The sequence below is a fragment of the Apilactobacillus zhangqiuensis genome (assembly GCF_019656215.1).
GTDB classification, from domain to species: Bacteria; Bacillota; Bacilli; order Lactobacillales; family Lactobacillaceae; genus Apilactobacillus; species Apilactobacillus zhangqiuensis.
This window is the reverse complement of record NZ_BPLK01000001.1, coordinates 1-26014: the sequence shown is the minus strand read 5'-3', so window position 1 is coordinate 26014 and position 26014 is coordinate 1. Positions and strand designations below refer to the sequence as shown.

Here is a 26014-nt window from a genome sequence, read left to right as displayed (position 1 = left end):
TTCTTTTATTCGAAAAATGTTAATATGAAATTATGATTTTATTTTAGTAGAAAAAGAGATGAGAAGTCATTACTATTTTAGGTGTAAGTATTTGGATTATTTTATTGTTTATTCCTGTCGGAATCGTGGCTGGAATATTGGGAACAGTTACCGGTTTATCGTCACTAGTATCCTATCCCGCATTGTTATACTTTGCTGGATTACCTGCTGTTTCTGCCAACGTTGTTAACAAAGCATCACTAATGTTTAACGCTGTTGGATCATGTATTTCTTCCACCCGTGAGCTTAGGGGCCACTGGAAGGAATTGTTCAAGGTTATGGTTATCATCTTCTTTGGTGGAATTACAGGAGCAATTTTGTTAACTGCTTTACCATCATCTAGTTTTACCCATATCGTTCCATTCTTTATTGCCTTTGGTGGTTTAATGATTTTACTTCCAGACAAGAAAGAAGTTAACGAAAATACTCAGGGTGCATTGAACTTTAACCCTGCAGCCAAAAAAGATACGCCATGGACTTGGTTGAAAAACATTACTATCATTGTCCTTACATATTTAATTGGTGCTTACAGCGGTTATTTTGGCGCTGCATCAGGAATTTTATTATTAGTCCTACTAACTAGAACTACATATAATGAATACACCGTAAGTAACGCAATTAGAAATGTAGCCATGGGAGCTGCGAACATTGTCGCAACCGTCTACTATTCATTCTTCTCACACGTTGTGTGGATCTTAGTTTTACCACTAGGAGTTGGTTTTTTCATCGGTGGATATATCGGACCAAAGATTGTTCGTGTCCTACCAGTTAAATTTATCAAGATAGCAACAGGAATCTTAGCGTTGATTTTAGCTTATACTCAATTCGTATCTGCTTATCATGTCCACTTTCTATAAAAAGAGCGAAAAAATTCGCTCTTTTTTTGTGTTTAAAATGTGAGTAATTTGAGAAAATGAAAAACTGATGATTAAAAACTATTGATATTTATAACTGAAAAAGGGTAATTGCGTCATGCACGATGCAATCAGCTGACTATTAGATAACACTAAGTTTATCCATTATGTTTTCTGTGATTATGCCGTACAAGACTGAAAAATAAAACTTAGAGTTAAATGATAAAACGCGTTATTGCAATGTTTTAACCATATAATCATTAATTAAAACTTAACTGAATTATAACTACAAATTATGTAAAAGCAGTGCTACAATACAAAATTGTTCCTCAGGTGATACATTCAAATGATCACTTTTGTGGGGTTTACATCTTTATAAGCTCTATATTTAATGTTTTGATTCAATTACCATTCTTATTTTTTCTATAACAACGCGCGTTGAAAAAATTCGGTGGACGAATGGTAGTTAGATGATGAATTAATATGTTATCTATATTGTTTATATCAAAAATGCATATTGTTATGGTTTGTATGTCAAATACGCAAACCTAAGGCAATTTAAGCAATCTAAATAATGCACTTTTCGTTGATTACTTCTTAATCGGAATAAATAGTCTAACTTGAGAGACTATTTCTCATCAATAACTTTGTGGTGGATGTATAGCAGCAATGATTTGGTAGGATCATTGTGATGCTTTTATCCATTAGCATTGCTCCTTTTATTGGTTGAGGTTGATCCATTAAGACACATAGTGTTTAGCTATTATTTATTATTTCTTATTCATACGAGTATGTATTGGTCTGTGTGATGGTAGACACACAGATTAATCAATTCCCCCAATCATTTATTAAGTTATGTTTCATAACGTACACGTAAGCTTTGATAATGACAGTTTCGTATGAATCGTTTTAAAAGTTGTTGAACCTTCTCTAGTATTTAGATGCTGTATTTAAAGATGTATTTAAGTGGCAATTCTTTTATTAAGACGTAATGGTCGAAAAAGCAATTGGTAGTTATATCGAGAATTTAAGCAATCGGTGATGCATCTCCGTCACGCAGATTTATCCCAAAATCGTAATACTTTTCATTCCTTATAATAAAAGCATTCTCGATTGTAATTATTATTTAGACTATTATTATATTGCACTAAAAAAAGCTTATCCTTAGCGGGATAAGCTTTTTTGTTTTATCTTCTACCATTGTAAGAAGAATTCGTTGCCACAAAAGGAGTAGCATGTGCTGGGCACGAAACAATTATAGATGCCAGTAACCCATTTATCTATGCAGTTAGAGAAGCCATATCCCCAGTTGTAATGATGAACTGGATGGCACCATCCCCATTGATATACCACTCTATGAGGTCTGCATGGGTTGATAGGTTGAGGTTGGCAGTTGTTGTTTGGTTGTTGATTACCATTGTCATTGTTGTTGTCGTTTGGATTAGTAGGTTTTGCTTGGTCGTATTTAACGTTAGCGTTACCACCAAATGAAACGGATGCTGATACTGAAGTGTTAGCAACATTATCAGTACCTTGACCAGAAATAGCAACTGTGTTCTTGTAAACATCACCATTAGGATTACCGTTGGCATCGGTATCGTAACTTAGGTTGATACCATTGTTGAATGTGCCAGCAAAGCTAAATTCTAAGTTGTTGTTTACTTGATTTACGGTGACAGCAGGAACAGTCTTGTTATCAGCTATGAAGTTGTTGTTTGCGTCCCAGTAACCAGAAGCAGCTTTGACACTTCCAGCAACGTATTTTTGGTTGTTGCTTAGTGAGTCAGTCAATTTAACATCTTTAAGATCCTTGTGGTTAGGGTTAAATGCAACGTTCCATGTTACTTGTTTATGATCATCTTTTTTAAACCAGCCAGTTTTGTTAACGAACCAGTTCTTGCTTGTATGATCGATGCTTTTACCAGATACGTTTAGGTTGATGTCACCTTGACGGTTAATCTTCTTATCTAGCAAGCTACTGTTGAAAGTAAGGGTAGCAGTGGAGTTGTTAACGTTAACAGTTCCGACTGCAACGTTATCGGTGTTGTAAGCTGGAAAACTGTTAGCTCCGTCAATTCTGACGTTTTGAGGGATGCTTAATTGAATGCTGTCGTTTTCCTTAACATCGACGTTATCTCCCAAGTTCCAATGATATTTCAACTTATATTGTGTGTAGTAATCCAAATTACTTTGATTAGTTACATCTTTACCTTGGCTGTCTGAAACTTGATATGAGGAATTGATTTGATTTGTAAGGTCATCAGCATGCGCTGAAACGTTAAAAAAGAACAATCCCAAACAAGCAAAGACAAGCAGGCTAATTACTTTCTTTACCATAATCCTCATCACTCCGTTCAATGTTCTGTCTTGTCCCATTTGAGTTCACCGACCGTGATTTTATAAAGACTCACGATTGGAATGAAGAAGGTGATAACGTTAACCACAAAATAGTATAAAGTGTTGATGAAAGCCTTCCATATTGATAGATGCATTTTTGGATTGTCACGATGTTTAAAATACCAATTGATGTATCGTTGATATGAAATAGTAGCTAGAAAAGTTAGTATTATCCAGATGAATAGAAGAGACACAAGCGTATAGTCGACTGAATGGCAAGTAAAAAGGATATATATTTGTCGATACAGCACATAAATATTAACGATATTAACGAATATATATAGGAATGGAATCACCATATCGATGGTTAAGTCGATTTTTAATCCAGTGTTAATATACTTGCTCTTATAGACATCTCCCAAGTATTTAAAACATTGTAACCCCCCAGTACACCAGCGAATACGTTGTCTTACATATTTGTACATACTACTGACTGCTTGTTGTCTGACGATAACATGGTCATTGAAGATACTCGTATATCCCTTGATCCACCCTCTAAGGGTAAACTCCATATCTTCTAGTAGGGCGTTACCCCAACCAACTTTTTTGGCCATGTCGAGACTCACAAATTGTCCGTTACCAGATGCAATCCCATCACCTAGATTGTCACGAGTGATTTGTGCTTTGCGGTTCATTCCACAAAACTCAACATCTTGAGCAATTTCTAGAGCATTATTAATGTTAATCATTTTCACGGCAGATTGAACCATTCCGAGACCAGGATTTTCTTGGAAATCAAAAATAGCGGTTTCGATGTCTACGGAACTAATTCGACCATCCGCGTCGACAATTAAGATAATATTCTCAGCCGTTTCGCTTTTGTTTTGGTCAATGTATTCTGTGGCGAAATTTAGAACTGATCCTTTACCCGTATGGGCAATGTCAGAAGTGGTTTGCACCACTAGTTCTTTTTTCGATTTAACAATCGCAAAAGTATCGTCACTTGATTGATCATCGACGACTAAAATATGACCGGTGATGTTTGAATCGAGTTTATTAATCTCGTTTCTTAGTGAAACAACGGTATCACCGATGACGTTTTCTTCGTTCAATGCCGGAATTACAATCCACAAACAGTATTTTGAGACAATATTAATTTTTCTTTTCTTGCGTCTATAATGTTTTGAATGATTAACCAATAGAAATAGTACTTGTAATATATATAAAATATAAAAAATCATTGATATTACAAATAGAATTTTCACTTTATCTACCCCCATTTACAGGACAAGATAGCTTCATTATATCCAGAAGTTTATAAATGTCTTGTCTGGTCTAAACGAACAGGTAGTATACGGTGACAATCTATCTATACCGTGATTAAGCTTTCTTTGATTTGTATACTATATTTCATGTCCATGAGAGTGATGATTGTTTTATATAAACTTATGTAAAAAAAGAAAAGTTTATCCATTTATTGGATAAACCCTCCAATTATTCAGCTTCTACGCTGATGATTTTTTGTTGATCGAAGTCGTATAGACCTTGGTCGGTTAATTTTAATGTTGGAATTACTGGTAGTGTTAGAAATGATAGGGTGATGAATGGATCAAAATCGACACCATCACTAATTTCTTTAAACGCTGCTTCGATTTCCTCTAGTTCATGACTGGCAGCTTGCCATGATTTGTTGGACATTAGACCGGCAACCGGTAGTGGCATGGTAGCCAAAGTCTTTTCTTCATCGACAACGGCAATGCCACCCTTAGTAGCGGTAACTTCTTGGATGGCACGATAGATTGCTTCCTTGGTAGTACCGACTGCCACGATGTTGTGGGAATCATGAGCAACAGTGGTTGCGATGGCGCCGTTTTTGATTTTGAAACCATGAACCAATGCTAGTCCATAGGTGCCAAGTTGATGGTGACGTTCTGCATCGACCATTAATAAGACGTCGTTTTCTAAATCGGTTTTGAAATAGCCATCCTCTACAGGGACTTCTTGAATTGAGTGGGTAGTTTCGATGTGATTGGCAATTACTCCCATTACATGGCATTTATTTGATGTTAAAGGTAGTTTTAAATCATCAACCGATAGGTTTTGATGGACACAGTTTTCGTCGAATTCGACTGGAGTAGTGTTAAATTTATCCTCGGTCATGACTTTACCATCTTTGATGACGGTCTTAACGTCGACTTGGTCGAGGTGATCGACGATAACTAGGTCGGCATTGTAATCCTCTTTGATTGCCCCCAATTTATCTAATTTATGGGCAACAGCGGCATTGTAGCTGGCCATCTTATATGCGGTTTCTGGTTTGAGACCGTGTTGAATGGCTAACTTAATATTGAAGTTAATGCTGCCTTCTCTAATGATAGTAGTGATGAATTTGTCGTCAGTACAGAATGAAAAACGGTCTGAATTGTCTTCGTTGACAGCTTGAATGGTGTTTTGTAAGTCTCTTTCAACGGTTCCTTCTCGTAAGAAGACATTCATGTCAGCGGCAAGTCTGTCGTTCATTTGTTCCAGGCTGACCGATTCATGGTCGGTAGTAATTCCGTTTTCACGATATTCCTTTAATTGATCTAAGGATAATCCAGCACCATGGCCATCAATCTGGTATCCATGGTCTAGTGCGTCCTGAATTTTTGCCATCATATCCTTGTCTTTATTATGTACGGCTGGATAGTCCATTACTTCGGCTAAACCGATAACGGATTCTTCATTATATAAGGGATGTAAATCCTTAGCGGTTAAGGTAGCACCATTATGTTCGAAATTGGTTGCGGGAACAGATGAAGGTAACATGACTAATACATCCAATGGAGTTTGCTTGGCATCTTCAATCATGTATTTAATTCCGTCTGCACCTGAAACGTTAGCGATTTCGTGCGGGTCGACAATGATAGAAGTAACACCCATGGGAACTAATACCTTACCCAACTCTGACGGGGTGACTAGTGAACTTTCGATGTGGACGTGAGAATCAATAAAACCAGGAACAACAAATTGATTCTTAGCGTCAATAATTTGCTTAGGTTTGAAGTCATGATGAGATCCAACGGCAATAATCTTGCCATCATTGATGAAAATATCATTAATTTCGAAACTGTTTGTGAATACGTTTAAAACTTTTCCATTTTGCACAAGTAAATCGATTGTTTGCATTTTTCCACCCCAACGTTTATTTAATTTAGATTAAAATTATCAAGTATTATGAAACATTAATGAATGAAAGTCAAATCTATTTTAATGTTCGGGAAAACTGCGAGCTGTTCAGACTTTGATAGATATATTTTTTAATTTAGATAGAGTAATTTTTCAGTAGTACCTAAAAAAATGTTTAAAAAGGGGGAAATGTAGTGTACAATTGTATTGTTCTTAAAAATAGAAAGGGTGAAGAACTTTGAGTGAAAACGTTTCACATGAAAAAAAGGGCTTCGTTGAATATGCCAACGGTCCTTCACTAGAAGAAATTAACGGTGGAATTAAAGTTCCGAAGGACTGGGGATTCTGGAAGACTTTATTCGCTTACTCCGGACCAGGTGCATTAGTTGCGGTTGGTTACATGGATCCAGGTAACTGGGCTACATCAATTACAGGGGGTCAAAACTTTGGTTACCTATTGATGTCTGTCATCTTAATTTCAAGTTTGATTGCGATGTTACTTCAATACATGGCGGCTAAACTTGGAATCGTGAGTCAGATGGATTTAGCACAAGCCATTCGTTCAAGAACTTCAAAGACACTTGGTGTTGTTCTATGGTTAATGACTGAATTAGCAATTATGGCTACTGATATCGCCGAAGTTATCGGTGGGGCCATCGCGCTTTATCTTTTATTCCACATTCCACTTGTATTAGCGGTATTCCTTACCGTATTTGATGTTTTACTATTGCTATTATTAACTAAAGTGGGATTCAGAAAGATTGAAGCAATCGTTGTTTGTTTAATCCTTGTTATCTTAGTAGTCTTCATTTATGAAGTTGTACTATCTAACCCAGATTGGTTCGGTGCGGTTAAGGGATTAGTACCAACTCAACGTACATTCTCAAGCAGTAACCCAGTTGCTGGAATGACTCCACTACAAGGTGCTTTAGGTATTATTGGTGCCACTGTTATGCCACATAACCTATACCTACATTCAGCTATTTCTCAAACTAGAGCAATCGATCACCACGATGAAGAAGACGTTGCAAGAACTGTTCGTTTTGCTACTTGGGACTCAAACATCCAGTTAACATTCGCATTCTTCGTTAACGCTTTATTATTAATCATGGGTGTGGCCGTATTCAAGACTGGTACCGTTCAAGATACATCATTCTTTGGTCTATTCGATGCTTTAAACAATACTAAGATGTTATCAAACCCAATCCTAATTGGTGTTGCTAAGTCTGGTATTCTATCAACATTATTCGCTGTTGCATTACTTGCTTCAGGTCAAAACTCAACTATTACTGGTACTTTATCAGGACAAGTTATCATGGAAGGTTTCGTTAACTTAAAAGTTCCTCTATGGGCTCGTCGTTTAATTACTCGTCTAATCTCAGTTATTCCAGTACTTATCTGTGTTGGTTTAACTGCAGGTGAATCAACCGTTAAGCAACACGTTGCAATTAACGATTTGATTGAAAACTCACAAATTTTCCTAGCTTTCGCGCTTCCATTCTCAATGCTTCCATTGTTAATGATGACTAATAGTGCTCAAGAAATGGGTGATCGTTTTAAGAATACGCTATGGGTAAAACTTCTTGGTTGGATCTCAGTAATTGTTCTTATTTACCTAAACGCTATTAACATGCCAGGCGCTGTTGCTGGATTCATTAGTGATAACCCAACTGCTGCTCAAAACGCAGAAGCTGGTTTAATTGCCAACATTATCAACGTTGTAATCCTAGCATTATTAGTTTGGACATTAGTTGAACTATACCTAGGTAACAAACGTTTAAAGAACAGAGAAGACTAAAATAAAAAATTCAAGAATAGAAGGCGAAAATTATGCAAAACATGGACGTCGAAATTAATTTCAAGAATATTTTAGTTGCTGTCGATGATTCAGATGACGCTTTATTAGCTTTCAAGTACGCAATTTCACGTGCTAAATCAGAAGGCGCTAAGCTAACCATCGTTTCAGTACTAGAAGACGAAGAAATCAATGTTTTTCAATCATTATCAGGACAATTTGTTCATGGTAAGTACGAAGACTTAGAAAAACACCTAGAAAAATACAAAGAAACTGCTGAAGCTGCCGGTGTAGCTGATGTTGATATTATTGCATCGACCGGTGAAGCTGGGGAAACCATCATCAAGGATGTGCTTCCTAAGGTTAACCCTGATTTATTGATCGTTGGATCAGAATCAAAGAAGGGCTTAGCTCGTCACTTTGGTAGTCAAGCTGCCTACATGGCAAAATATTCACCAGTATCAGTTATGGTGATTAGATAAAAAACTATTGATTAATTACTCACTCCGAAAAAAGGCTCAAGAGAATATCTTGAGTCTTTTTTGTTTGCATAAAATAAAAAAGTGTAGTAAGCTACACTTATTCAAAATTGAGGGGGGATGTTAGTGCTTTTTAGTAAAGATAACTTTGGCATTAAAATCAATGTCATTAGTAATTTGGCAGGAGCACACTTCGACAAAGAAGTTAAATCAGTAATAAGTAATTTAACTAATACACAATTCGCTGTCATGACTTATCTATTTGATCATAAAGATGAAGTCGTTACCCAAAACCAATTGGCAGCGGTGATGCATTCAAGTCATCCAACAATGAGAAACGTTATTAAGCGTATGCTGGATAAGGACTTGATTAAAACAGAACAATCCAAGGACGACAAACGTAAAATCGAGGTTAGATTATCAGATAATGGATTATCAATTATGGACGATAAAAGTCCGGCCATCGCAAAAATGCTGGAAGATAATCAAAACTATTTGACTGATGGACTATCTGACAAAGAAGTTCAGGATTTAAACAGAATGTTAGACAAGGTCATTAGTAATTTAAAGGGGAGTGACTACTAATGGAAAACATCAAAAAACGTAATTTAATGATGGCCGTGATTTTATTCGGGGCATTCATGGCACTATTAGCGGAAACATTATTTAATAACGCGTTAACTAGTATCATGCACTCATTTAGTATCAATCAAGCCACTGTTCAATGGTTATCAACCGGATACCTATTGGTAGTTGGTTTGATGATTCCAATCTCGTCATGGGTGTTCAATAACTTTAAGACCAAGTACAACTACTTGTTCATGATTACGCTATTCTTGATTGGATCGGTAATTGGTTGGGTGGCACCAAGCTTTAGTGTCTTATTAGTTGGTCGTTTTGTTCAAGCGATTGCAGCTGGACTATTGATGCCATTCATTCAAAACGTCATTTTATTGCTATTCCCGCCTGAAAAACGTGGACTAGCACTTGGTGTCACCGGATTGGTGATTGCATTAGGACCAACCGTTGGACCTACATTGTCAGGAATTATTCTTGAATACTTTGGGTGGCGTGACCTATTTGCACTACTAAGTATCATTTCAGTGATTATTCTAGTAGTCGGTATTTTCTTCACTGAAAACGTCAACGAAATCAAGAAGACTAAGCTAGACTTTGTATCACTATTACTATCAGTAGTTGGTTTCGGTGGTTTGCTATACGCATTCTCTGAAATTGGTAACACTGGTAATTTAAGCCTTATTATTTCAATCATCGGATTGATTGGGATTGCTGCAATTGTCGGTTTTGTATACAGACAAAATCACTTGGACGAACCAATGATTAACATGTCGATTTTTAAAAACCACAACTTCAACCTAACTACTTTATTAAGTACTTTAAGTAACATCGCAATGGTTGGAATTGAATTGGTAATGCCTTTATACCTTCAAAACTCACGTATGGTATCAGCATTGGTTGCTGGATTAGTAATGATGCCTGGTGCCATCTTAATGGGTGTTTTCAATCCAATCTCAGGTGGTTTGTACGATAAACTAGGAGTAAGAAAAGTTTCTATTATTGGTTTTGCATTCATTTTAATCGGATCGATTCCAATGGTTGCCTTTAATGCCACATCTAGTCTAGCCATCATCATCGTAAGTTATGCACTTAGAATGGTCGGGGTGGCATTAGTAATGATGAATACATTTACAGATGGAATTAACTCATTACCTTCCCAATACGAAACAGACGGAAATGCCGCTTCATCTACAATCAGACAGGTTGGAGGATCGCTTGGAACTGCAATTTCAATGACCGTTGTCACATTAGGTGTGAATCTAGCAAGCACCCACGCTACAACCGCAGGTGCTCAAATTACCGGTTACCAATTTGGTTTCTGGTTAATGTTAGGCGTTGCCATTATTGGTTTCTTACTATCATTTAGATTGCCTAAGAAATAAGATCAAACAAAAAAGCCATAGGATAACCTATGGCTTTTTTTATTATTCAGCGTTTACATTACTTTCTTTTGCTTGTATTGGTATTTGATAAATTCGTAGAACTTAACTTGTGTGGTGTAGTAGTAAGGATATACGTAAATTCCAAGGATTCCTGAAGTTAGGACAACCAATAGGAACCAACCAATGAATGATAGTTGTAACACAAAGTAATCAGCTTTGTAGCCCTTCATGTAGTCTTGACTGGTCATGATTGCTTCCAAAGCACCAACGCGTTCGTTGTTCACAAATCCGTCTCGATATACCCAAAGTGCTTGTGAGTACGCGAAACTCTTAATGGTTATAAATACTGACAAGAAGATTATTATTAGTGATGCAATGTAAAAACCTAGTGAATTTGGTAGTACAAAAATTATCACAAACATAGGAATGGATATTACAAATGACCATAGTGATAATAGGATTGATCTTAAAATCCATGTCCAGATAGTTCCCCAAAAAAGACGTTGATTGTCAATGAATGATATTGATTTTCTAAGTGGATTTTGGAAATCATCTTCTCCTCTTAACACATTAAAGACGGTGTAGATAGCACTTAGTAAAAAGATTGATGATAATAATATAAAAATAAATGATCCAACGTAGTTAGTGATGACATTGGGGTCGTTAAGCTTAATGCTTCCAGTGTATGCAGTTGAACTAAATCCGGCTCTATTCATTAATATTGAATAAACAATGCTAGTTAGTAAGAATGGAATGAATAAGATAAAGAAGAAACGTTGGTGTCCACGAATAAGGCTCTTAGCTTCTTGTTTTTGTTCTTTACGATTGTACATTTTATGCCTCCTGATTAATATCTTGAAAATATTATAACAAAAACCCCGGTCACATAGAGATGGCCGGGGCTTAAATTTTTATTAAGAATGATTTAGATGTTCTTCCAAGTGTCATGACCGATTGAAGGGAATAGGTGAACATTTCTTTCAATTTCTAGTGGTGTCATCTTCATGTTAACGGCTGGAACAATCATGTCCACTGCGTTATCAGCTTGGTCTGAAATTTCAGTGAAACCAACTAAGCGGTGTTCCTTGTCGAAAATGTATGCATTCTTAACAACAGGTTCCTTAGTGATTTGTCTAAACCATGTGTTGGTTGCATCATGTTCTTCTACAGTGTATTCATCACTAGCCTTTGCTTCATCAACAGTAACACCCATTTGACTGATACGAGGTGAAGTAAATACTACTGATGGAATTGCTGGGAAGTCGATTGGTTGATCAGTTTCGCCGGCAAATAAGTGCTTTAGGTATTGTGATTCGAATGTTGCGGTTGGGGTTAGGTTTGGTTGTCCGGTAGCAGCAACGTCACCTGAAGCGTAGATGTTTTCTACTGATGTTTGTAGGTATTCGTTAACAAGGACACCTTTCTTATCATCGTATTTCACACCAACTTCTTCTAAGCCCATGTCGTGAACCATTGGTACACGGCCAGAAGCATCTAAGATGTAATCAACAGTTAGTTGTTGATTGTCAGCGTAAGTTACGGTGTATTCGTCACCGTCTTGGCTGAATGAACGTAGACCAGAGTTTTCAACAAACTTGATACCAGATGCTTTCATTTCGTCCATTAAGATTTTTACGTATGGTTGGTAGAAAGGACGTAATGCCTTGTCACCGTGCATGAACATAGTAACATCAGCACCGGCTTCGTTTGCCATAGTAGCAAATTCCATCGCGATGTAACCAGTACCAACAACTGCCATACGTTTTGGCATGTCTTCTAATTCCATGAAGTCTCTTGAATCATGTGATAATTCAGTACCTTCAATTTCAACTTTGTGTGGTGTTAAACCAGTGGCGATAACGATTTTATCAGAAGTAACGTGTTCACCATTGATTTCTAGTGTGTGAGCATCAGTGAACTTAGCGAAACCATGGATAACATCCATGCCTAGGCTCTTCATAGTAGCTTCACGGTCTACCTTGATTGGTAGGATTCCTTCACGTTTGTGTTTGATGTTTTCCTTCCAGTTTAGCTTAGTGTCACCTTCAACGATGTCTTTCATACGTCTTTGGGTCTTAGCTAGAGTAACTGGTCCATCAAGTGAGATTTTGGCGTTACAACCCCAGTTAGGGCAAGTACCACCAACGGCGATTGCTTCAACAAACGCAATCTTAAAACCTTGTTTGCAAAGTGTCTTAGCACCGTCGAATGCGGCGTGTCCTGATCCGATGTAGATAACATCGTAATCGAAGTTAGGATTTTTCATGTTATAGCCTCCGTATTTATTACGTTTTTTATATTTTCTTATATTAATTAATGTACAATATTGTAGTTCTTCAAACAAATATATTGACTCGTTTTTAACGGAATTTTAAACAATAAAAAAGCCACCCAAATAGGTGGCTTTACTTAATATTTTATAGATGTTGCCAAGCGTCACTACCGATGGTAGGGAACAAATGAACAATCTTATTAATTTGAGCTTTGTCTAATTTTAGAGCAACGGCAGGTAGGATTGAGTCAATTACGCTATCCGCTTCGTTTGATACTTCTGTGGCACCAACCAAGTGGTGTTCCTTATCGAAGATGTATGCACGTTTAGCAATTTCTTCGTTAGTGATTGAACGGTACCAATCGGCAGTCATATCGTGTTCTTCAACAGTGTAGTCGTCACTGTTCTTAGCTTCTTCAACTGATACACCGACTTGAGCGATACGAGGTGAAGTGAATACAACTGAAGGAATGGCAGGGAAATCAATTGCATCATTAGTTTCACCAGAAAATAGGCTAGTTAGATATTGTGATTCAAACATTGCAGTTGGAGTTAATCTTGGTTGACCAGTTGCCGCAACGTCACCTGAAGCATAAATACTATCAACTGATGTTTGTAGATGGTCGTTTACTTCAATACCATTCTTTTTATCATACTTAACGCCAACTTCGTCTAAACCAATGTTTTCAACATTTGGAATACGACCAGTAGCATCTAAGATGTAGTCAGTGAAGACTTGACGGTTGTTTGATAATTCAATAGTTGTCTTACACTTTTCTTCGTGAAATTCTTGCACTTCGGCGTTTTCGACGAAAGTAACACCTTTTTCCTTCAAATCGTTAACCACAGCATCAACATATTCGCCGTTAAATCCACGAAGAGCACGGTCACCATGCATAATAACAGTTACTTCTGATCCAGCAGCATTTGCGATTGATGCAAATTCCATGGCAATGTAACCAGCACCGATAATTGCAATATGAACTGGTAGTTCATCGATGTTTAGGAAGTCCTTTGAATCGTGAGCCATTTCTTTACCAGGAACATCTAGTCTATGTGGACGTAAACCAGTAGCGATAACAATTTTATCTGCGGTGTATGATTTACCATCAACATCAACAGTATGTCCATCTGTTAGCTTTCCGTATCCTTTGATAACATCGATACCGAAGGCGTTCAAGCCACCTTCAATGGCATTTGGAATACTATCAATTACTTTATGTTTATTTAACATGTTTTGGGTCCAATCAATACTTAAGTCACCCTTAACAATGTTTCTTAAGCGCTTTTGGGTTTCTAGTAATTGTGCAGGTAAATCCAAAGCAATTTTAGCGTTACAACCCCAATTTGGGCAAGTTCCACCGATTTTATCAGCTTCTACTACGGCTACTTTATATCCTTTTGCAGCTAATGGCATTGCACCATCAAAAGTACCGTGACCGGCACCGATGTATAAAACATCGTAATCAAAATTTTCAGCCATGATTATCAATTCCCTCTTTACATATATATTGTTATTGTTGTTTTCATATACTATAAGATAAACTCCTTATATCCTTAATTCAAATAATTAGTTTCAAATTATATAGTGTAAGACATAACAAATTTTATGGATTTAATAAAAATTTAATAATATAAGTACTTTAAAATTAATGAAAATAGTATATAATCTTTTTGTGAATGAATAAACAAAAGAAGAAAAGAGGACGTTACTATGACTCAAAAAGTTGCATTTGTTACAGGTGCCGGCCAAGGTATCGGTAAAGCAATCGCTGAAAGATTAGCCCAAGACGGTTTTGCAGTTGCTGTTGTTAACCGTACTGCTGAAAAGGGTGAAGCAGTAGCCAAGGAAATTAACGCAAACGGTGGTAAGGCAATTGCTGTTCAAGCAGACGTTGCTGACAGAGACCAAGTATTTGCCGCAGTTGAAGAAACTGTAAAACAATTGGGTGACTTAAACGTTATTGTTAACAACGCCGGTGTAGGTCCTACTACTCCAGTTGAAACAATCACTCCAGAACAGTTCAACACTGTATACAACATCAATGTTGCATCAGTTATCTGGGGAACTCAAGCAGCCAAGGCTAAGTTCAACGAACTAGGTCATGGTGGTAAGATCATCAATGCTACTTCTCAAGCAGGTGTTGTTGGTAACCCTAACTTAACTCTTTACGGTAGTACTAAGTTTGCTATCCGTGGTATCACTCAAACCACTGCTCGTGATTTAGCAGCTGATAACATCACTGTTAATGCATTCGCACCTGGTATCGTTAAGACTCCAATGATGATGGACATTGCCCACAAAGTTGGTCAAAACGCAGGCAAGGATGACGAATGGGGTATGCAACAATTCTCTAAGGATATCGCATTAGGTCGTTTAGCTGAATCAGAAGACATCGCTGCTGGTGTTTCATTCCTAGCAGGTAAGGACTCAGACTACATGACTGGTCAAACATTAATTCTAGATGGTGGTATGCAATTCCACTAAAATCATATCCTGGATATGAAAAAAAGCCATAGGTTATCCTATGGCTTTTTATTATATGTTATGTAGAAAAAGATCAAAAAAAGAGCCGCTTCTATTAAGAAGCGGCTCTTGTTCTGTGAGATATACAAAAACAAACTTTTATTCTTTAACAAAAAAGTACCCCAAAGATAAAATCTTCAAAGTACTTTAGTTAGTGAGCTGTGATGCTTTGAACACCATCTTCTCAGCAAAGGACTGAGTGCTTTTACCTTAAGCTAACAGCTCAAAATATTAAGTTTGCCCGTGAGATGTAACCTCAAGCGACATATAATATTAAACCACATCTATAGATTTTATGCAACAATATTTTGAGAAAAAATTGAAAATTCGCTATAATTTTATTATCGAAGTAATCATTTGGGAGGGATTAGATGCAAGTGATCGGTATGTTAATCATGGTAATTGTGCTATTTATTATTTCCACATTATCAACAGTGTTAGTAATTTCTTTGAAAAATAAGCATAAAAACGATGATAAAGACTAATATAACGGGGGGTTATCTATAGATATAAAAAATATTTATAACAAGCTTATCCTTTGACTATATCTTTAAGTGTGTTTTATAGTACTTAACGTGTTTTAAATTAAGCAATAATTATTTTTAATATCAAATAGGAGGATTCATAATGGGAGTATTTATTAACTCAATCCAAAGTGTCCTTGTTGTTGTTCTAATTATGCTATTAGGATATGTATTAAGAAAAACCGGTTGGTTTGCAGATACATTCAGCAAGAACATTTCTAAATTAATCAAAAACATCGCTCTACCAGCTTCAATTTTTGTTGCGGTGTTAAGTCGTCTAACTAGAGGTAAGCTTGTAAGTTTCGGTAGCTACTTAATCTGGGGTATTATCTCAGTTATCATTGGTTACCTAATTGCGTTTGCACTAGTTAAAATCATGAAGGTTAGACCAGGTCGTCGTGGTGTATTCATTAACGCTATCGTTAACGCCAATACTATCTTCATTGGTCTACCATTGAACATCGCCTTATTCGGTGACAAGTCAATGACTTACTTCTTGGTATACTACATCATCAACACTGTTTCTACTTGGGCATTTGGTGTCTTCTTGATCAGTAACGATGACCCTACTAAGTCAGGTCAACCAAAGGAACACCACAAGATTAACTGGAAACAAGTTATTCCAATGCCACTTGTTGGTTTCTTAGTTGCTTTAGTATTCTTACTACTAAACATTCCAGTACTAAAGGTACCTTTCTTATCACAAACACTATCATACGTTGGTAGTCTTGTTACTCCACTATCACTAATCTACATTGGTATTGTATTAGCTGATGCTGGTCTAAAGAGTATCTCATTCGACCGCGACACTGTTGTTGCACTATTAGGTCGTTTTGTATTGTCTCCAGTTGTTATGATTGTTATCTTAACTGCTGCTGCTCATGGCGGTGTATCACTACCAACAATATTCAACCAAACTATGATTGTTCAATCAGCTACCCCAATGCTAGCCGTATTACCAATCCTAGCTGCTGAATCACACGGTGATGTTAAGTACGCTACAAACATTGTAACTACTTCAACTGTATTGTTCATCGTTGTTATCCCTATCTTAATGACAATCGTTCAATACATCTAATAACTAAGAAAACGTTGGATTTATTCCAGCGTTTTTTTATTACATATAACAAAATTGACAAGTGCGGATAGTTAGCCTAAACTTTAAATAAATTAAATGCGGAAGCAAAGAAGGAATTCATATGTTTGAAAAGATTTGTTACACATTAATGGTAATCGCCGTTATTATTTTAGCTGTAGTATATTTTGTATGTTATTAAAAAATAAAAAGGATTGACGTTGGTCAGTCCTTTTTTGTATGAATGTCTAGATATATGAAATAAAGTTATCCATCTTTTAAACAAATCCAGACCGATAATACTTTATGGTATATTTGTAATACATAGTATTTGGAGGTTGTTTATTATTAAATGGATTATTAAATCGATTAAATGGATTGATTATCAAGTAGCTTTATTGAATAAAGATGGAGATATAGAGGCAGAGCATAAAATAATATTTGTTTTTGGCGGATTGTATGCTGCTTTCATGATAGTCGCTTTTTTTATAGCATCTCTTAGACAGAATAAAAATTTATGGATGTTAGTTGCTTCGAGTTTTTTTATTGCTATAAGCTTTGCAGTTGGATGTTGCATTTGGAAAATTAAAAATAAAAAACTATGGATGCTTGATCTGACGATATTACTACATTTTTTATGTCTTATTACTGCATTTTACTTTGTTTTTGATAATGAAATAGCTGCTTATCTTTCTTACAGTTTTGAAATTATGACTACGACCTTTTGTTTCTGGTGGTTATCTTATATGTTTAATCCAGCTATTTTGCCAACTGATTATAAGAATGTCTACAATAAAAAGATTGGTAGATTTTTTTTAAAATTATTAATGGTTGCTGTTTTTTCTCTCATAGTATTTGTTATTCAGGTTGATGCTAACGGATCAATGATAACAGCTATTCTTACAATCATAATTTCTTTGGTTGGAACGAAAGAATTTTTTTATATGGTTCAGATTTTTTCAAGTAATTTATTTAGTGATGTTGAAATAGCTAAATTAATAGAAAAAATGGATGGTAGATTGACCAGAATAAAAATTTTAATACTATTACTGGAATTATCTTATATATTATCTATTTGTTTATTTAATTTTTTTGATATTAAAAATCATTTAATTTATTTATCCAAACGTTCCGTTATTAAACAAAATGACATAGTTATTGACTCCACGGCTATTCATTTTGTTATTGAAATAGTAATACTTATTTTTTTAATGATTTCTTTGAGATTTTTACTACGTAACGTGTATTCAAAAATCTTTAAAAAACTGTCAAAATAAAAAGGACTGACATCTGTCAGTCCTTTTTGATTAGCCTAGTTTTTGAAATTCATTGATTTCTTCATCGGTTAGTTGGTACAAGGTATTAAATACTGTTGATAGGAATGAATATGGTAGGTTGTCGGTAATTCCACCGGCGATTTCTCCGGCAATGCTTAGGATGCTAGAAGCAAGGACAGCGGAATCACAACTGTTGTCGACAGCTAGACAGGCACCTAGGATACCGTCTAGCATGTCACCACAACCAACATTTACAGCAAAGTAATGGTGGCCATTTTTGACTTCGACAGTCTTACTACCGTCTGAGATGACGTCAGTTACACCTGATAATAATGAGATACAGTCAAACTTCACAGCGACAGTTTCTGCGATTTGATGAAGGTCACCGTCACCTTCTCCGGCGTCGATTCCTTGGGCGTTCCAATCAATATCAGCTAGGAATGCTAATTCACCAGCGTTTCCACGAATGCCGTCGAATTTGACTTCCTTGGTAACCTTAGCGAAGTTGTCTTGGCGTAACTTGGATGCGCCAATCGCCACGGGATCGATTACGACGGGGATGCCTTTTTGGTTGGCGTACTTTCCGGCTACGATTGATTTTTCAACGTCGCCATCGTTTGATGAACCCATATTAATGACTAGGGCGTTTGAGATGTTGACTAGGTCGCTTGCTTCCTTGATGTCGTCGAACATGATTGGTGATGCGCCGATGAAGTTGATGGCGTCGGCCACGTGTTGTGGTGTTACCATGTTTGAAATGTTTAAAATGATTGGTGAATTTTCTCTGATTTGTTTGATGTTAGTCATTATGCATTCCCCTTTAAACGGTTGATAGTTTCTTTGATGTCTGTACTGTCGATAATATCTGAGATGACAGAGACACCGTCGACGTTGGTAGTTAAGATTGCTTTGGCGTTATCTTCCTTGATACCACCGATGGCAACGGCTGGATGAATTGATTCTCGGTATAAACGGTTTAGTTCATCAATTCCGATTGCTGGTTTGACCTTTAGCTTGGATTGAGTGGCGAAGATGGGACCGATGCCGATATAATCGAGTGAATCGACATCGTTGGCAACTCTGACTTCATCCAAGGTGTGAGTGGATAATCCGATAATCTTGTTCGGACATTCTGCAATCACGCGTTCAATCTTGGTGTCGTCTTGGCCGACGTGGATTCCATCGGCATTAATTTCCTTCATTAAATCGATATCGTCGTCGATGATGTAAGGCACGTTGTACTTGGCAGTGATTTCCTTTAGTTGAATTGCCACCTGTAGTTTTTCCACATCGGTTAGGGTAGATTGGTCCTTTTCACGGTATTGAAACATGGTAATGCCGTTCTTACATGCATCCTCTACGATTTGGATTAGTTTGTCGACGTCGTCGCCAACGTTTTGACTACCCGCAATGAAGTAGACGGCCAGTTGTTCTTTAGCGAATTTCATCTTCAGCCCCCCCAGTGATTTAGTGGTCCATGACCATGTCCGACAATGATTTCTGATTGAAGGATGGTATCAATGTAGTGTTTTCCTTCGATGATGGCTTCCTTAGTGGATTTTCCCTTAGCAAGGTTAGCAACAATTGCAGACGATAGGGTGTCGCCAGTACCGTGCTTTCTGACGGTGTTGTACTTTTTACTTTCGATGGTAAAACTGATTCCGCTTTTTAGTAGGACGTAATCGGATAGGGTATCACCTTGTTGGTGGCCACCCTTGATGATGACGTTCTTGGCACCCAGTTGTTGAATGTGCGCAGCAGCTTCTATTACATCATCGTTGGTTTCAATTTTTTTACCATATATAACCTCAGCTTCTGGGAGGTTGGGGGTCACGATGTCGGCAATTGGCATTAGTTTATTAATGATGGCGTTGATACCGGAATCATCTAACAATCTAGCACCGCCTTTGGCGACCATCACTGGGTCGACGACAATGGGGTGAATGTTGTACTTTTTAATGTTTGATACAACTGCTTCGACACGTTCTTGGTCAAACAAAGCACCGGTCTTGGTTGCCTTGATGTCAAAATCATCGTATAGTGAATCAAATTGTGCGTTGATCATTTCTACGGGAGTAGGTAGTACCGATTGAACACCTAATGTGTTTTGTGCGGTTAGACCAACCACAACATTAGTAGCAAAGACGTGGTGTTCTTGCATCGTCTTGATGTCGGCTTGCATACCGGCACCACCACCGGAATCAGAACCGGCGATGGTTAGTGTTTCAGGAACTTTTTTACTATTCATGGTGACTACCTCCATGAATAATGTCTGAAAAACGCCAGTCTTGTTGGTAGAAGGCTTGTTCCCAGAATTCCCATTCGAGTTCGGTACTCTTTAGGAAGAAACCTTTGGCTTCGTTAAGTTGTTCTTCTGACATATCTTTTGAAAGTACGTCTAACATCTTGAAGAGTTTTTGGGTTAGACCACCATCTGCATCTTCATCGTCAGATAGGTAGAAATCAATCCAGCTCTTAAATGGGTTGTCTTCTGCGTTTTTACCTGTGGCAGTTAGCTGTTTAGAAATTTCATTGTATGTCCATGGGCAGGGTAGTAACGCACAGATGATGTTTGCCAGACCACCGGTTCTCACAGCACGATACATATGTGATTGGTATAGGTAGGCCTTAGGACTTGGTGTTGCATGTTGCAAGCTTTCGTATGTAACGTTAGCAATATCGCAAAAGACGTGGTGAGGATGGATTTCACTGTTTAGAATAAAATTGATGTTTTCAGCGAAGAATCGCATATCGTCTCTGTCCTTTAGGATGGGGATGATACTAGCGTAAATTTTGATGAACTCAGATAAGTATTGAAAATCTTGTTGAACATAAAATTTTAGTGCAGCATCGTCGACGTGACCGTCACCGATACCTTTAACAAACGGGTGGTCAAAGATAGCTTCTAGAATTGGATTAGCTTCCTTGACTAGTTGATGCGAAAACATGAAACAATACCTCCAGTTTGCTGCCGCAAATAAAAAATACCCTCCCACACGACGGTGGAAGGGTACACTTGGATAGACTAGGTCTAATTCTTTACTTGGAGTGCGCCTGACTTCCTTCGCTAGTGCTAACTAGATCAGGTTCAATGGGTGTAATCTCAGCCGAAAAACGGCACCCCAGTGGACAGCATTTTTATATTTAATTCATGTTTAAGTATATCTGTTTTGAAATATTTGTAAACATGATGATTTTGCCAAACAAAAAAGACGCCGTCATAGCGCCTTTTTATTTTATCCATAGTAAATTTCAAAATGAATTTGCCCCATTTTATCGATTGAAACACCAAATTGTTCTGGTAATGTCTTGCTTAGATTTACAGAAAGGAAGATATCACTATGGCCCCAAGATGAAGATGCGTCATCGAACATCATCGCACAGATGCCTCCATAGATACTTTCTTTAACGTTGGCAAGGTTGATTGGATTTTGAACGTAAGAATCAGTTAGCAGTGATTCCGTCATGTTTTCTGCATAATAATTTAAGCTGTATTTGTTTGCGACATTACTTAAGACTCTATTGTCATGTCCTTTTTTGGTCATACTCCAATTATCGTTATTGTATCCATCCGCAACTTCACGGGATGCTTTTAGTGCGGTATCAGTCACAGTAAGTGGTTGAGTGAATAGATAATTGTTGCTAAGTTTTAGTCTGAATTGATTTATTAAATCAGCGGCATATTGAGATAGTTCTCGTTGAAGATTGGTATCGATACGATTGATATCAACCAATCTCTTGGTGTCGGCAATCTTTGGATGGAAGACGTTAATCTTTCTACTTTCAGAAATCGAATTTGGATCAGCATCGTTGATATCTCGAGTACGTTCGACTATTTTTTTGTCATTGTTAAAACCATACATGTAGTTTGAAGGGATGTTTAGTGTATCGATAGGATTTTTTGTGGCGTAATCGTCACTATCAAAATTAAAACCATCTATAGAATCGTATTCGTTTTCCTTAGTAGTGGGGTTATCATCGACTAGTTCTGGCCTACTAGAATATGGCTTAGTTTTCTTTTTGATTACCTTTTTCTTCTTGGTAGTCTTCTTTACTATCTTTTTAGTGGCCTTTTTCTTTGTCTTCTTATGAGTAGCTACCTTTTTTTTAGCCTTGGTAGCTTTTTTGCTCTTTTTTTGATGTTTGCTTTTGGCCTTGGTAGTTTTTTTGGGGTGTTTCTTTACGGCCTTTTTCTTCTTAGTAGTCTTTTTATGCTTAACCTTAGTCTGTTTCTTAGCTTTTTTCACATGTTTTTTCTTGTGATGAGTTTGCTTGGTAGTTTGAGCATTTACGGATAGGTGGTTTTCGCTAATGCTTCCGGCAAACAACATTACAGTCGCGACAAATAATAGAAGTGAAAATGCTTTTATTTTACGCATGTCGATTCTCCTTAGTATGTACGATTTTTTATTAATATAAATATACCAAATGTTTTTAATAATGGAATTGATTTTAACTTTGTGTTTTAATTAAATCAAAGACAAGGGGAGATAATTAATGACTAAATTTAAACGTGCATTTGCAATGATTATTACTGCCGTCATTGTGGCATTAGGATTAACAGCTTGCGGTCAATCTACCTCAAATGCGACTGCGAATAAAAGTAATAATACCAACGTTTCGGCACAGGCTTCAGTGAGACCTTCAAAGAATGCTTGGAAGCACTCATCAGAAAAGAAGGCTTACCCAAATATGAAGCTATCAAAGAAGAACTGGCTTGATGTTTCAATCAAGAAACAACGTGTTTACGTTAAAAACAAGGCAGGTAAGGTGTTATACACCATGCTATGCTCAACTGGAAACGACAATGGAACCCCACGTGGAACATTCCATATTCAAAAAGAACGCGGTAGTCACTTCTACAATGCTTCATCAAAGGAAGGTGCCAACTACTGGACTTCATTTAAGGATCACGGAATCTACTTATTCCATTCAGTTCCTGTAAATAAGGATGGTAAGTATTTAATGAAGGATGCTCATGAATTAGGTAAGGTCGCCAACTCACATGGTTGCGTTCGTTTATCAATTCCAGATGCTAATTGGATTAACAGCTCAGTGCCAACCGGAACCAAGGTTGTCATTCACTAATACAAATAAAAAAGACGTTCATAATGAACGTCTTTTTTTAATGCAATGTGCTTACATCGATAAGAATTAACACCATAACAATGGTAATTCCCAGGATGGTTGCTACATATTTATTTTTGAATGATTGGTGCTTGCGGTATAAGAAAAATAACAATGTCAATAGAGCAAGAACACCAATTGCATACATAATAATCAGTTTGATTTGAACTGATAGGTCATCTGCTAGCATGTGAGCACCTTCTATTACTTAGTTAATAGTTGGTATGCAAATCTAGCAGTCCATGGATGACCATTTTCGCGCATATGGATAATTCCACGTTTTTCAAAACCGTTAGAAGTGATAACGTGTTGCATACCTTTGTTTTCAGGATGAGTGTCGATTCTGATATCCTTGTAACCTAAAACACGTGAAACGGTGATTAAGCTACTAACCAGTTTTTCAGATAGGTGTTGTCCACGGAACTCGTTTGAGATGGCAACTCTATGGATTGCTGCGTAGTGAGCTTCGGAACCATTAACCCAATCGCCTTCTTCAATCTTTAGGTAATTTGGATCAATTCCTTGATGAATGGTTGCAGTTCCGGCGACTTTGCCGTCAGTGATTAACACGTAGTTGATTCCATCTTTAACGTCTTTAACTAAATCTTCGTCAGCTGGGTAACCATGTTGCCATTGGTCAATTCCTTGTTCATGTAGGTATTTAATTGCTGAGTGAATGATGTCCAGGATTGCTGGTAAATCTTCTTCAGTTGATTTCTTTAAATATGTTGCGGGCATTTTTACACTTCCTTTATGAAAATTATAAGATAAAAGTATATAGAAAAACGTTGCAATTTGCAACGTTTGTAAATTAAGCCTATTCATAGCATACTACAATGACACTTTTAGTAAACTAATTAGAATTATCTATAGTAGTGTAATCTTCATGGCCATTCCCATACCGCCACCGATGCAGATGGTAGCTAGACCACTTTTTTGGTTGGTGCGTTGTAGGTTGTAGATTAATGAACCAACAATACGAGCACCGGAATCACCTAGGGGATGTCCCATTGAGATGGCACCACCTGAAATGTTTAGTTTGTTCATATCAATATTGTAGTCGTGTGCGACAGCAAGGACTTGAGCAGCGAATGCTTCGTTTAGTTCGACTAGGTCAATATCTTCCATAGTGATTTTTAGTTTATCAAACAATGACTTGGTAGCGTCATATGGTGCGTAACCCATGTAGTCAGGATCGCATCCGGCTTCTGCATATCCATCGATAACTGCTAGTGGTTTAACATTCAAACGTTTAGCAGCTGATTCGCTCATTAGGACTAATGCAGATGCACCGTCATTTAGACTAGCGGCATTGCCGGCAGTCACAGTTCCATCTTCCTTAAAGGCAGGACGAAGTTTGTTTAGCACTTCAATAGAAGTATCACGACGGATGTTTTCATCTTCCTTCATAATATAAGAAGATTTTCTGTTTTTGATTTCGATTGGCACTAGTTCGGAATCAAAGTATCCATTATCAAATGCTTTAGCTGCCTTCATATGAGATTGGTAGGCGAACTTGTCTTGTTCTTCTCTTGTAACGTTGAATTTTTCAGCAACGTTTTCAGCGGTCACTCCCATTGGTCGTTTGTTGAAAGCATCCATTAAAGCATCGATGTTTAATGAATCAACTAGAGTAACGTTTCCAAACTTGTGACCTGAACGAACGTCCATGTTTAGAAATGGTGCATTCGACATGCTTTCCACTCCACCGGCAACGATAACGTCTGCGTCACCCATGACAATGGCAGCTTGTGCATTACGGACAGCCTTTAGGCCGGAACCACACACTTGGTTAACTGTGTTGGCAGTACTACAGTAGGGGATGTTTGAGTTAATTTCGATTTGTCTTGAAATGTTTTGGCCTGCGCCGGCTTGAATAACGTTTCCAAACACCACTTGATCTACATCAGATGGTTTAATGTTTGCTTGTTTTATAACAGCCTTGGTAACGATGGTTCCAAGATCCACAGAAGTGAAGTTCTTTAAAGCCCCGTTTATCTTACCGATAGGTGTTCTCTTGGCAGCAGCAATCACGACTTTTTCCATATAATAGTAAAACTCCTTTTAAATTATCTATAAGAAATAGTATAACGATTATTCTATTTAATTCTATTATATAGAATAAAACTAAAAAGTTTAATAAAGTTTAAAAAAGATATTGACCACAGTGTTTATAATTGGTATTATTATATCCGTTGTCATTTTTCGGATAACAATAAAATTTAATTGAAACAAATAATAAAAAGTTGTTGACCTGACGGTTTTAATTTGATATTATTGTTTCTGCTGTTGAAAAAGTTGATCGTTAAAATCGATTGAAAATAAGCAAAAAAAGTTGTTGACTTTCAATTGCTAAGATGGCATAATAGTTATTGTTGTCATCGCGATTGAGCGACTTTTGATAACAAGGTTGATAAAAATTAATTATAAAAAGTTGTTGACATTGAGTTAACAATCTGATATAATTAAGAAGCTGATTAATTTAATCGGCATCAACAAATTGGTAGATCTTTGAAAACTGAACAAGATTGATAATCGATGATGTGTAAGGAACTTACAACTTGGTTGTAAGAATTAAA

23 protein-coding genes and 1 riboswitch are annotated in these 26014 nt (G+C 37.0%); of the genes, 9 read left to right on the top strand and 14 right to left on the bottom strand.

Features of this window, described 5'->3' with window-relative positions:
* The first annotated feature begins 104 nt into the window (after positions 1-104).
* Positions 105-896, top strand: a complete 792-nt coding sequence (locus K5Q07_RS00115; RefSeq protein ID WP_285289168.1) for a sulfite exporter TauE/SafE family protein — start codon at positions 105-107, stop codon at positions 894-896.
* A gap of 1191 nt (positions 897-2087) precedes the next feature.
* On the opposite strand, the gene K5Q07_RS00110 is transcribed toward K5Q07_RS00115, so the two are convergent.
* The 3 genes from K5Q07_RS00110 to ade form a co-directional block, all read right to left on the bottom strand.
* Positions 2088-3230, bottom strand: a complete 1143-nt coding sequence (locus K5Q07_RS00110; protein ID WP_220729061.1) for a collagen binding domain-containing protein — start codon at positions 3228-3230, stop codon at positions 2088-2090.
* 17 nt (positions 3231-3247) lie between these two features.
* Complete coding sequence (locus K5Q07_RS00105; protein ID WP_220729060.1) at positions 3248-4363, bottom strand: glycosyltransferase family 2 protein; 1116 nt, start codon at positions 4361-4363, stop codon at positions 3248-3250.
* A 361-nt stretch (positions 4364-4724) separates the two neighbouring features.
* Positions 4725-6398, bottom strand: a complete 1674-nt coding sequence (ade, locus tag K5Q07_RS00100) for an adenine deaminase (RefSeq protein ID WP_220729059.1) — start codon at positions 6396-6398, stop codon at positions 4725-4727.
* A 238-nt stretch (positions 6399-6636) separates the two neighbouring features.
* On the opposite strand from ade, the gene K5Q07_RS00095 reads away from it, so the two are divergent.
* From K5Q07_RS00095 to K5Q07_RS00080, 4 genes are all read left to right on the top strand, one after another.
* Positions 6637-8196, top strand: coding sequence for an Nramp family divalent metal transporter (locus K5Q07_RS00095; RefSeq protein WP_220729058.1), 1560 nt, complete (start codon positions 6637-6639; stop codon positions 8194-8196).
* Between the two features lie 32 nt (positions 8197-8228).
* Positions 8229-8675 carry a universal stress protein gene (locus K5Q07_RS00090; RefSeq protein WP_373310011.1) on the top strand — a complete coding sequence of 149 codons (447 nt, stop codon included), beginning with the start codon at positions 8229-8231 and terminating at the stop codon, positions 8673-8675.
* 123 nt (positions 8676-8798) lie between these two features.
* Complete coding sequence (locus tag K5Q07_RS00085) at positions 8799-9257, top strand: MarR family winged helix-turn-helix transcriptional regulator (RefSeq protein WP_220729057.1); 459 nt, start codon at positions 8799-8801, stop codon at positions 9255-9257.
* Positions 9257-10633, top strand: a complete 1377-nt coding sequence (locus K5Q07_RS00080) for an MDR family MFS transporter (RefSeq protein ID WP_220729056.1) — start codon at positions 9257-9259, stop codon at positions 10631-10633. Before K5Q07_RS00085 ends, K5Q07_RS00080 begins: the two co-directional genes overlap by 1 nt.
* Before the next feature lie 53 nt (positions 10634-10686).
* Here K5Q07_RS00080 and K5Q07_RS00075 read toward each other — a convergent pair whose 3' ends face one another.
* The 3 genes from K5Q07_RS00075 to K5Q07_RS00065 form a co-directional block, all read right to left on the bottom strand.
* Complete coding sequence (locus K5Q07_RS00075) at positions 10687-11466, bottom strand: DUF975 family protein (protein WP_220729055.1); 780 nt, start codon at positions 11464-11466, stop codon at positions 10687-10689.
* Between the two features lie 92 nt (positions 11467-11558).
* A complete protein-coding gene (locus tag K5Q07_RS00070) occupies positions 11559-12899 on the bottom strand; it encodes a dihydrolipoyl dehydrogenase family protein (RefSeq protein WP_220729054.1) in 1341 nt (446 codons plus the stop codon).
* A 151-nt stretch (positions 12900-13050) separates the two neighbouring features.
* Positions 13051-14388: a dihydrolipoyl dehydrogenase family protein gene (locus K5Q07_RS00065; RefSeq protein ID WP_220729053.1), complete on the bottom strand. Its 1338-nt coding sequence runs from the start codon at positions 14386-14388 to the stop codon at positions 13051-13053.
* A gap of 231 nt (positions 14389-14619) precedes the next feature.
* Here K5Q07_RS00065 and K5Q07_RS00060 point away from each other — a divergent pair, with 231 nt between their 5' ends.
* From K5Q07_RS00060 to K5Q07_RS00050, 3 genes are all read left to right on the top strand, one after another.
* Positions 14620-15393 (top strand): (S)-acetoin forming diacetyl reductase, encoded by a 774-nt coding sequence (locus tag K5Q07_RS00060; protein WP_220729052.1) that lies wholly within the window; start codon positions 14620-14622, stop codon positions 15391-15393.
* 666 nt (positions 15394-16059) lie between these two features.
* A complete protein-coding gene (locus tag K5Q07_RS00055; protein WP_220729051.1) occupies positions 16060-17034 on the top strand; it encodes an AEC family transporter in 975 nt (324 codons plus the stop codon).
* A gap of 395 nt (positions 17035-17429) precedes the next feature.
* Positions 17430-18308 carry a hypothetical protein gene (locus K5Q07_RS00050; protein ID WP_220729050.1) on the top strand — a complete coding sequence of 293 codons (879 nt, stop codon included), beginning with the start codon at positions 17430-17432 and terminating at the stop codon, positions 18306-18308.
* A 30-nt stretch (positions 18309-18338) separates the two neighbouring features.
* On the opposite strand, the gene thiM is transcribed toward K5Q07_RS00050, so the two are convergent.
* The 5 genes from thiM to K5Q07_RS00025 all read right to left on the bottom strand — a co-directional run bounded on the left by thiM (position 18339) and on the right by K5Q07_RS00025 (position 22687).
* On the bottom strand, positions 18339-19115 hold the full coding sequence (thiM, locus tag K5Q07_RS00045) for a hydroxyethylthiazole kinase (RefSeq protein ID WP_220729049.1): 777 nt from the start codon (positions 19113-19115) through the stop codon (positions 18339-18341).
* Complete coding sequence (thiE, locus tag K5Q07_RS00040) at positions 19115-19756, bottom strand: thiamine phosphate synthase (RefSeq protein ID WP_220729048.1); 642 nt, start codon at positions 19754-19756, stop codon at positions 19115-19117. Before thiE ends, thiM begins: the two co-directional genes overlap by 1 nt.
* Before the next feature lie 2 nt (positions 19757-19758).
* The gene (thiD, locus tag K5Q07_RS00035) at positions 19759-20556 is read right to left on the bottom strand and encodes a bifunctional hydroxymethylpyrimidine kinase/phosphomethylpyrimidine kinase (protein ID WP_220729047.1); all 798 of its coding nucleotides are present in this window, start codon (positions 20554-20556) and stop codon (positions 19759-19761) included.
* Positions 20549-21256 carry a thiaminase II gene (gene tenA / locus K5Q07_RS00030; RefSeq protein ID WP_220729046.1) on the bottom strand — a complete coding sequence of 236 codons (708 nt, stop codon included), beginning with the start codon at positions 21254-21256 and terminating at the stop codon, positions 20549-20551. Before tenA ends, thiD begins: the two co-directional genes overlap by 8 nt.
* Positions 21257-21350: 94 nt before the next feature.
* A riboswitch (TPP riboswitch) is annotated at positions 21351-21443 on the bottom strand.
* 101 nt (positions 21444-21544) lie between these two features.
* Positions 21545-22687, bottom strand: coding sequence for an SEC10/PgrA surface exclusion domain-containing protein (locus tag K5Q07_RS00025; RefSeq protein ID WP_220729045.1), 1143 nt, complete (start codon positions 22685-22687; stop codon positions 21545-21547).
* Between the two features lie 118 nt (positions 22688-22805).
* On the opposite strand from K5Q07_RS00025, the gene K5Q07_RS00020 reads away from it, so the two are divergent.
* Positions 22806-23396, top strand: coding sequence for a L,D-transpeptidase (locus K5Q07_RS00020; RefSeq protein ID WP_220729044.1), 591 nt, complete (start codon positions 22806-22808; stop codon positions 23394-23396).
* 37 nt (positions 23397-23433) lie between these two features.
* On the opposite strand, the gene K5Q07_RS00015 is transcribed toward K5Q07_RS00020, so the two are convergent.
* From K5Q07_RS00015 to K5Q07_RS00005, 3 genes are all read right to left on the bottom strand, one after another.
* Entirely contained in the window at positions 23434-23625 is a 192-nt protein-coding gene (locus K5Q07_RS00015; protein WP_053791295.1) for a hypothetical protein, read from the bottom strand.
* A 14-nt stretch (positions 23626-23639) separates the two neighbouring features.
* Complete coding sequence (locus tag K5Q07_RS00010) at positions 23640-24173, bottom strand: GNAT family N-acetyltransferase (RefSeq protein ID WP_220729043.1); 534 nt, start codon at positions 24171-24173, stop codon at positions 23640-23642.
* A gap of 129 nt (positions 24174-24302) precedes the next feature.
* Positions 24303-25481: a thiolase family protein gene (locus K5Q07_RS00005; protein WP_220729042.1), complete on the bottom strand. Its 1179-nt coding sequence runs from the start codon at positions 25479-25481 to the stop codon at positions 24303-24305.
* Positions 25482-26014: the final 533 nt, after the last annotated feature.

Excerpts from the sequence above, each read along its gene's own strand:
- K5Q07_RS00110 (WP_220729061.1), bottom strand. The coding sequence starts at position 3,230 with ATGGTAAAGAAAGTAATTAGCCTGCTTGTCTTTGCTTGTTTGGGATTG.
- ade (WP_220729059.1), bottom strand. The coding sequence starts at position 6,398 with ATGCAAACAATCGATTTACTTGTGCAAAATGGAAAAGTTTTAAACGTA.
- K5Q07_RS00090 (WP_373310011.1), top strand. The coding sequence starts at position 8,229 with ATGCAAAACATGGACGTCGAAATTAATTTCAAGAATATTTTAGTTGCT.
- K5Q07_RS00080 (WP_220729056.1), top strand. The coding sequence starts at position 9,257 with ATGGAAAACATCAAAAAACGTAATTTAATGATGGCCGTGATTTTATTC.
- K5Q07_RS00075 (WP_220729055.1), bottom strand. The coding sequence starts at position 11,466 with ATGTACAATCGTAAAGAACAAAAACAAGAAGCTAAGAGCCTTATTCGT.
- K5Q07_RS00070 (WP_220729054.1), bottom strand. The coding sequence starts at position 12,899 with ATGAAAAATCCTAACTTCGATTACGATGTTATCTACATCGGATCAGGA.
- K5Q07_RS00065 (WP_220729053.1), bottom strand. The coding sequence starts at position 14,388 with ATGGCTGAAAATTTTGATTACGATGTTTTATACATCGGTGCCGGTCAC.
- K5Q07_RS00060 (WP_220729052.1), top strand. The coding sequence starts at position 14,620 with ATGACTCAAAAAGTTGCATTTGTTACAGGTGCCGGCCAAGGTATCGGT.
- K5Q07_RS00055 (WP_220729051.1), top strand. The coding sequence starts at position 16,060 with ATGGGAGTATTTATTAACTCAATCCAAAGTGTCCTTGTTGTTGTTCTA.
- thiM (WP_220729049.1), bottom strand. The coding sequence starts at position 19,115 with ATGACTAACATCAAACAAATCAGAGAAAATTCACCAATCATTTTAAAC.
- thiE (WP_220729048.1), bottom strand. The coding sequence starts at position 19,756 with ATGAAATTCGCTAAAGAACAACTGGCCGTCTACTTCATTGCGGGTAGT.
- thiD (WP_220729047.1), bottom strand. The coding sequence starts at position 20,556 with ATGAATAGTAAAAAAGTTCCTGAAACACTAACCATCGCCGGTTCTGAT.
- tenA (WP_220729046.1), bottom strand. The coding sequence starts at position 21,256 with ATGTTTTCGCATCAACTAGTCAAGGAAGCTAATCCAATTCTAGAAGCT.
- K5Q07_RS00025 (WP_220729045.1), bottom strand. The coding sequence starts at position 22,687 with ATGCGTAAAATAAAAGCATTTTCACTTCTATTATTTGTCGCGACTGTA.
- K5Q07_RS00020 (WP_220729044.1), top strand. The coding sequence starts at position 22,806 with ATGACTAAATTTAAACGTGCATTTGCAATGATTATTACTGCCGTCATT.
- K5Q07_RS00015 (WP_053791295.1), bottom strand. The coding sequence starts at position 23,625 with ATGCTAGCAGATGACCTATCAGTTCAAATCAAACTGATTATTATGTAT.
- K5Q07_RS00010 (WP_220729043.1), bottom strand. The coding sequence starts at position 24,173 with ATGCCCGCAACATATTTAAAGAAATCAACTGAAGAAGATTTACCAGCA.
- K5Q07_RS00005 (WP_220729042.1), bottom strand. The coding sequence starts at position 25,481 with ATGGAAAAAGTCGTGATTGCTGCTGCCAAGAGAACACCTATCGGTAAG.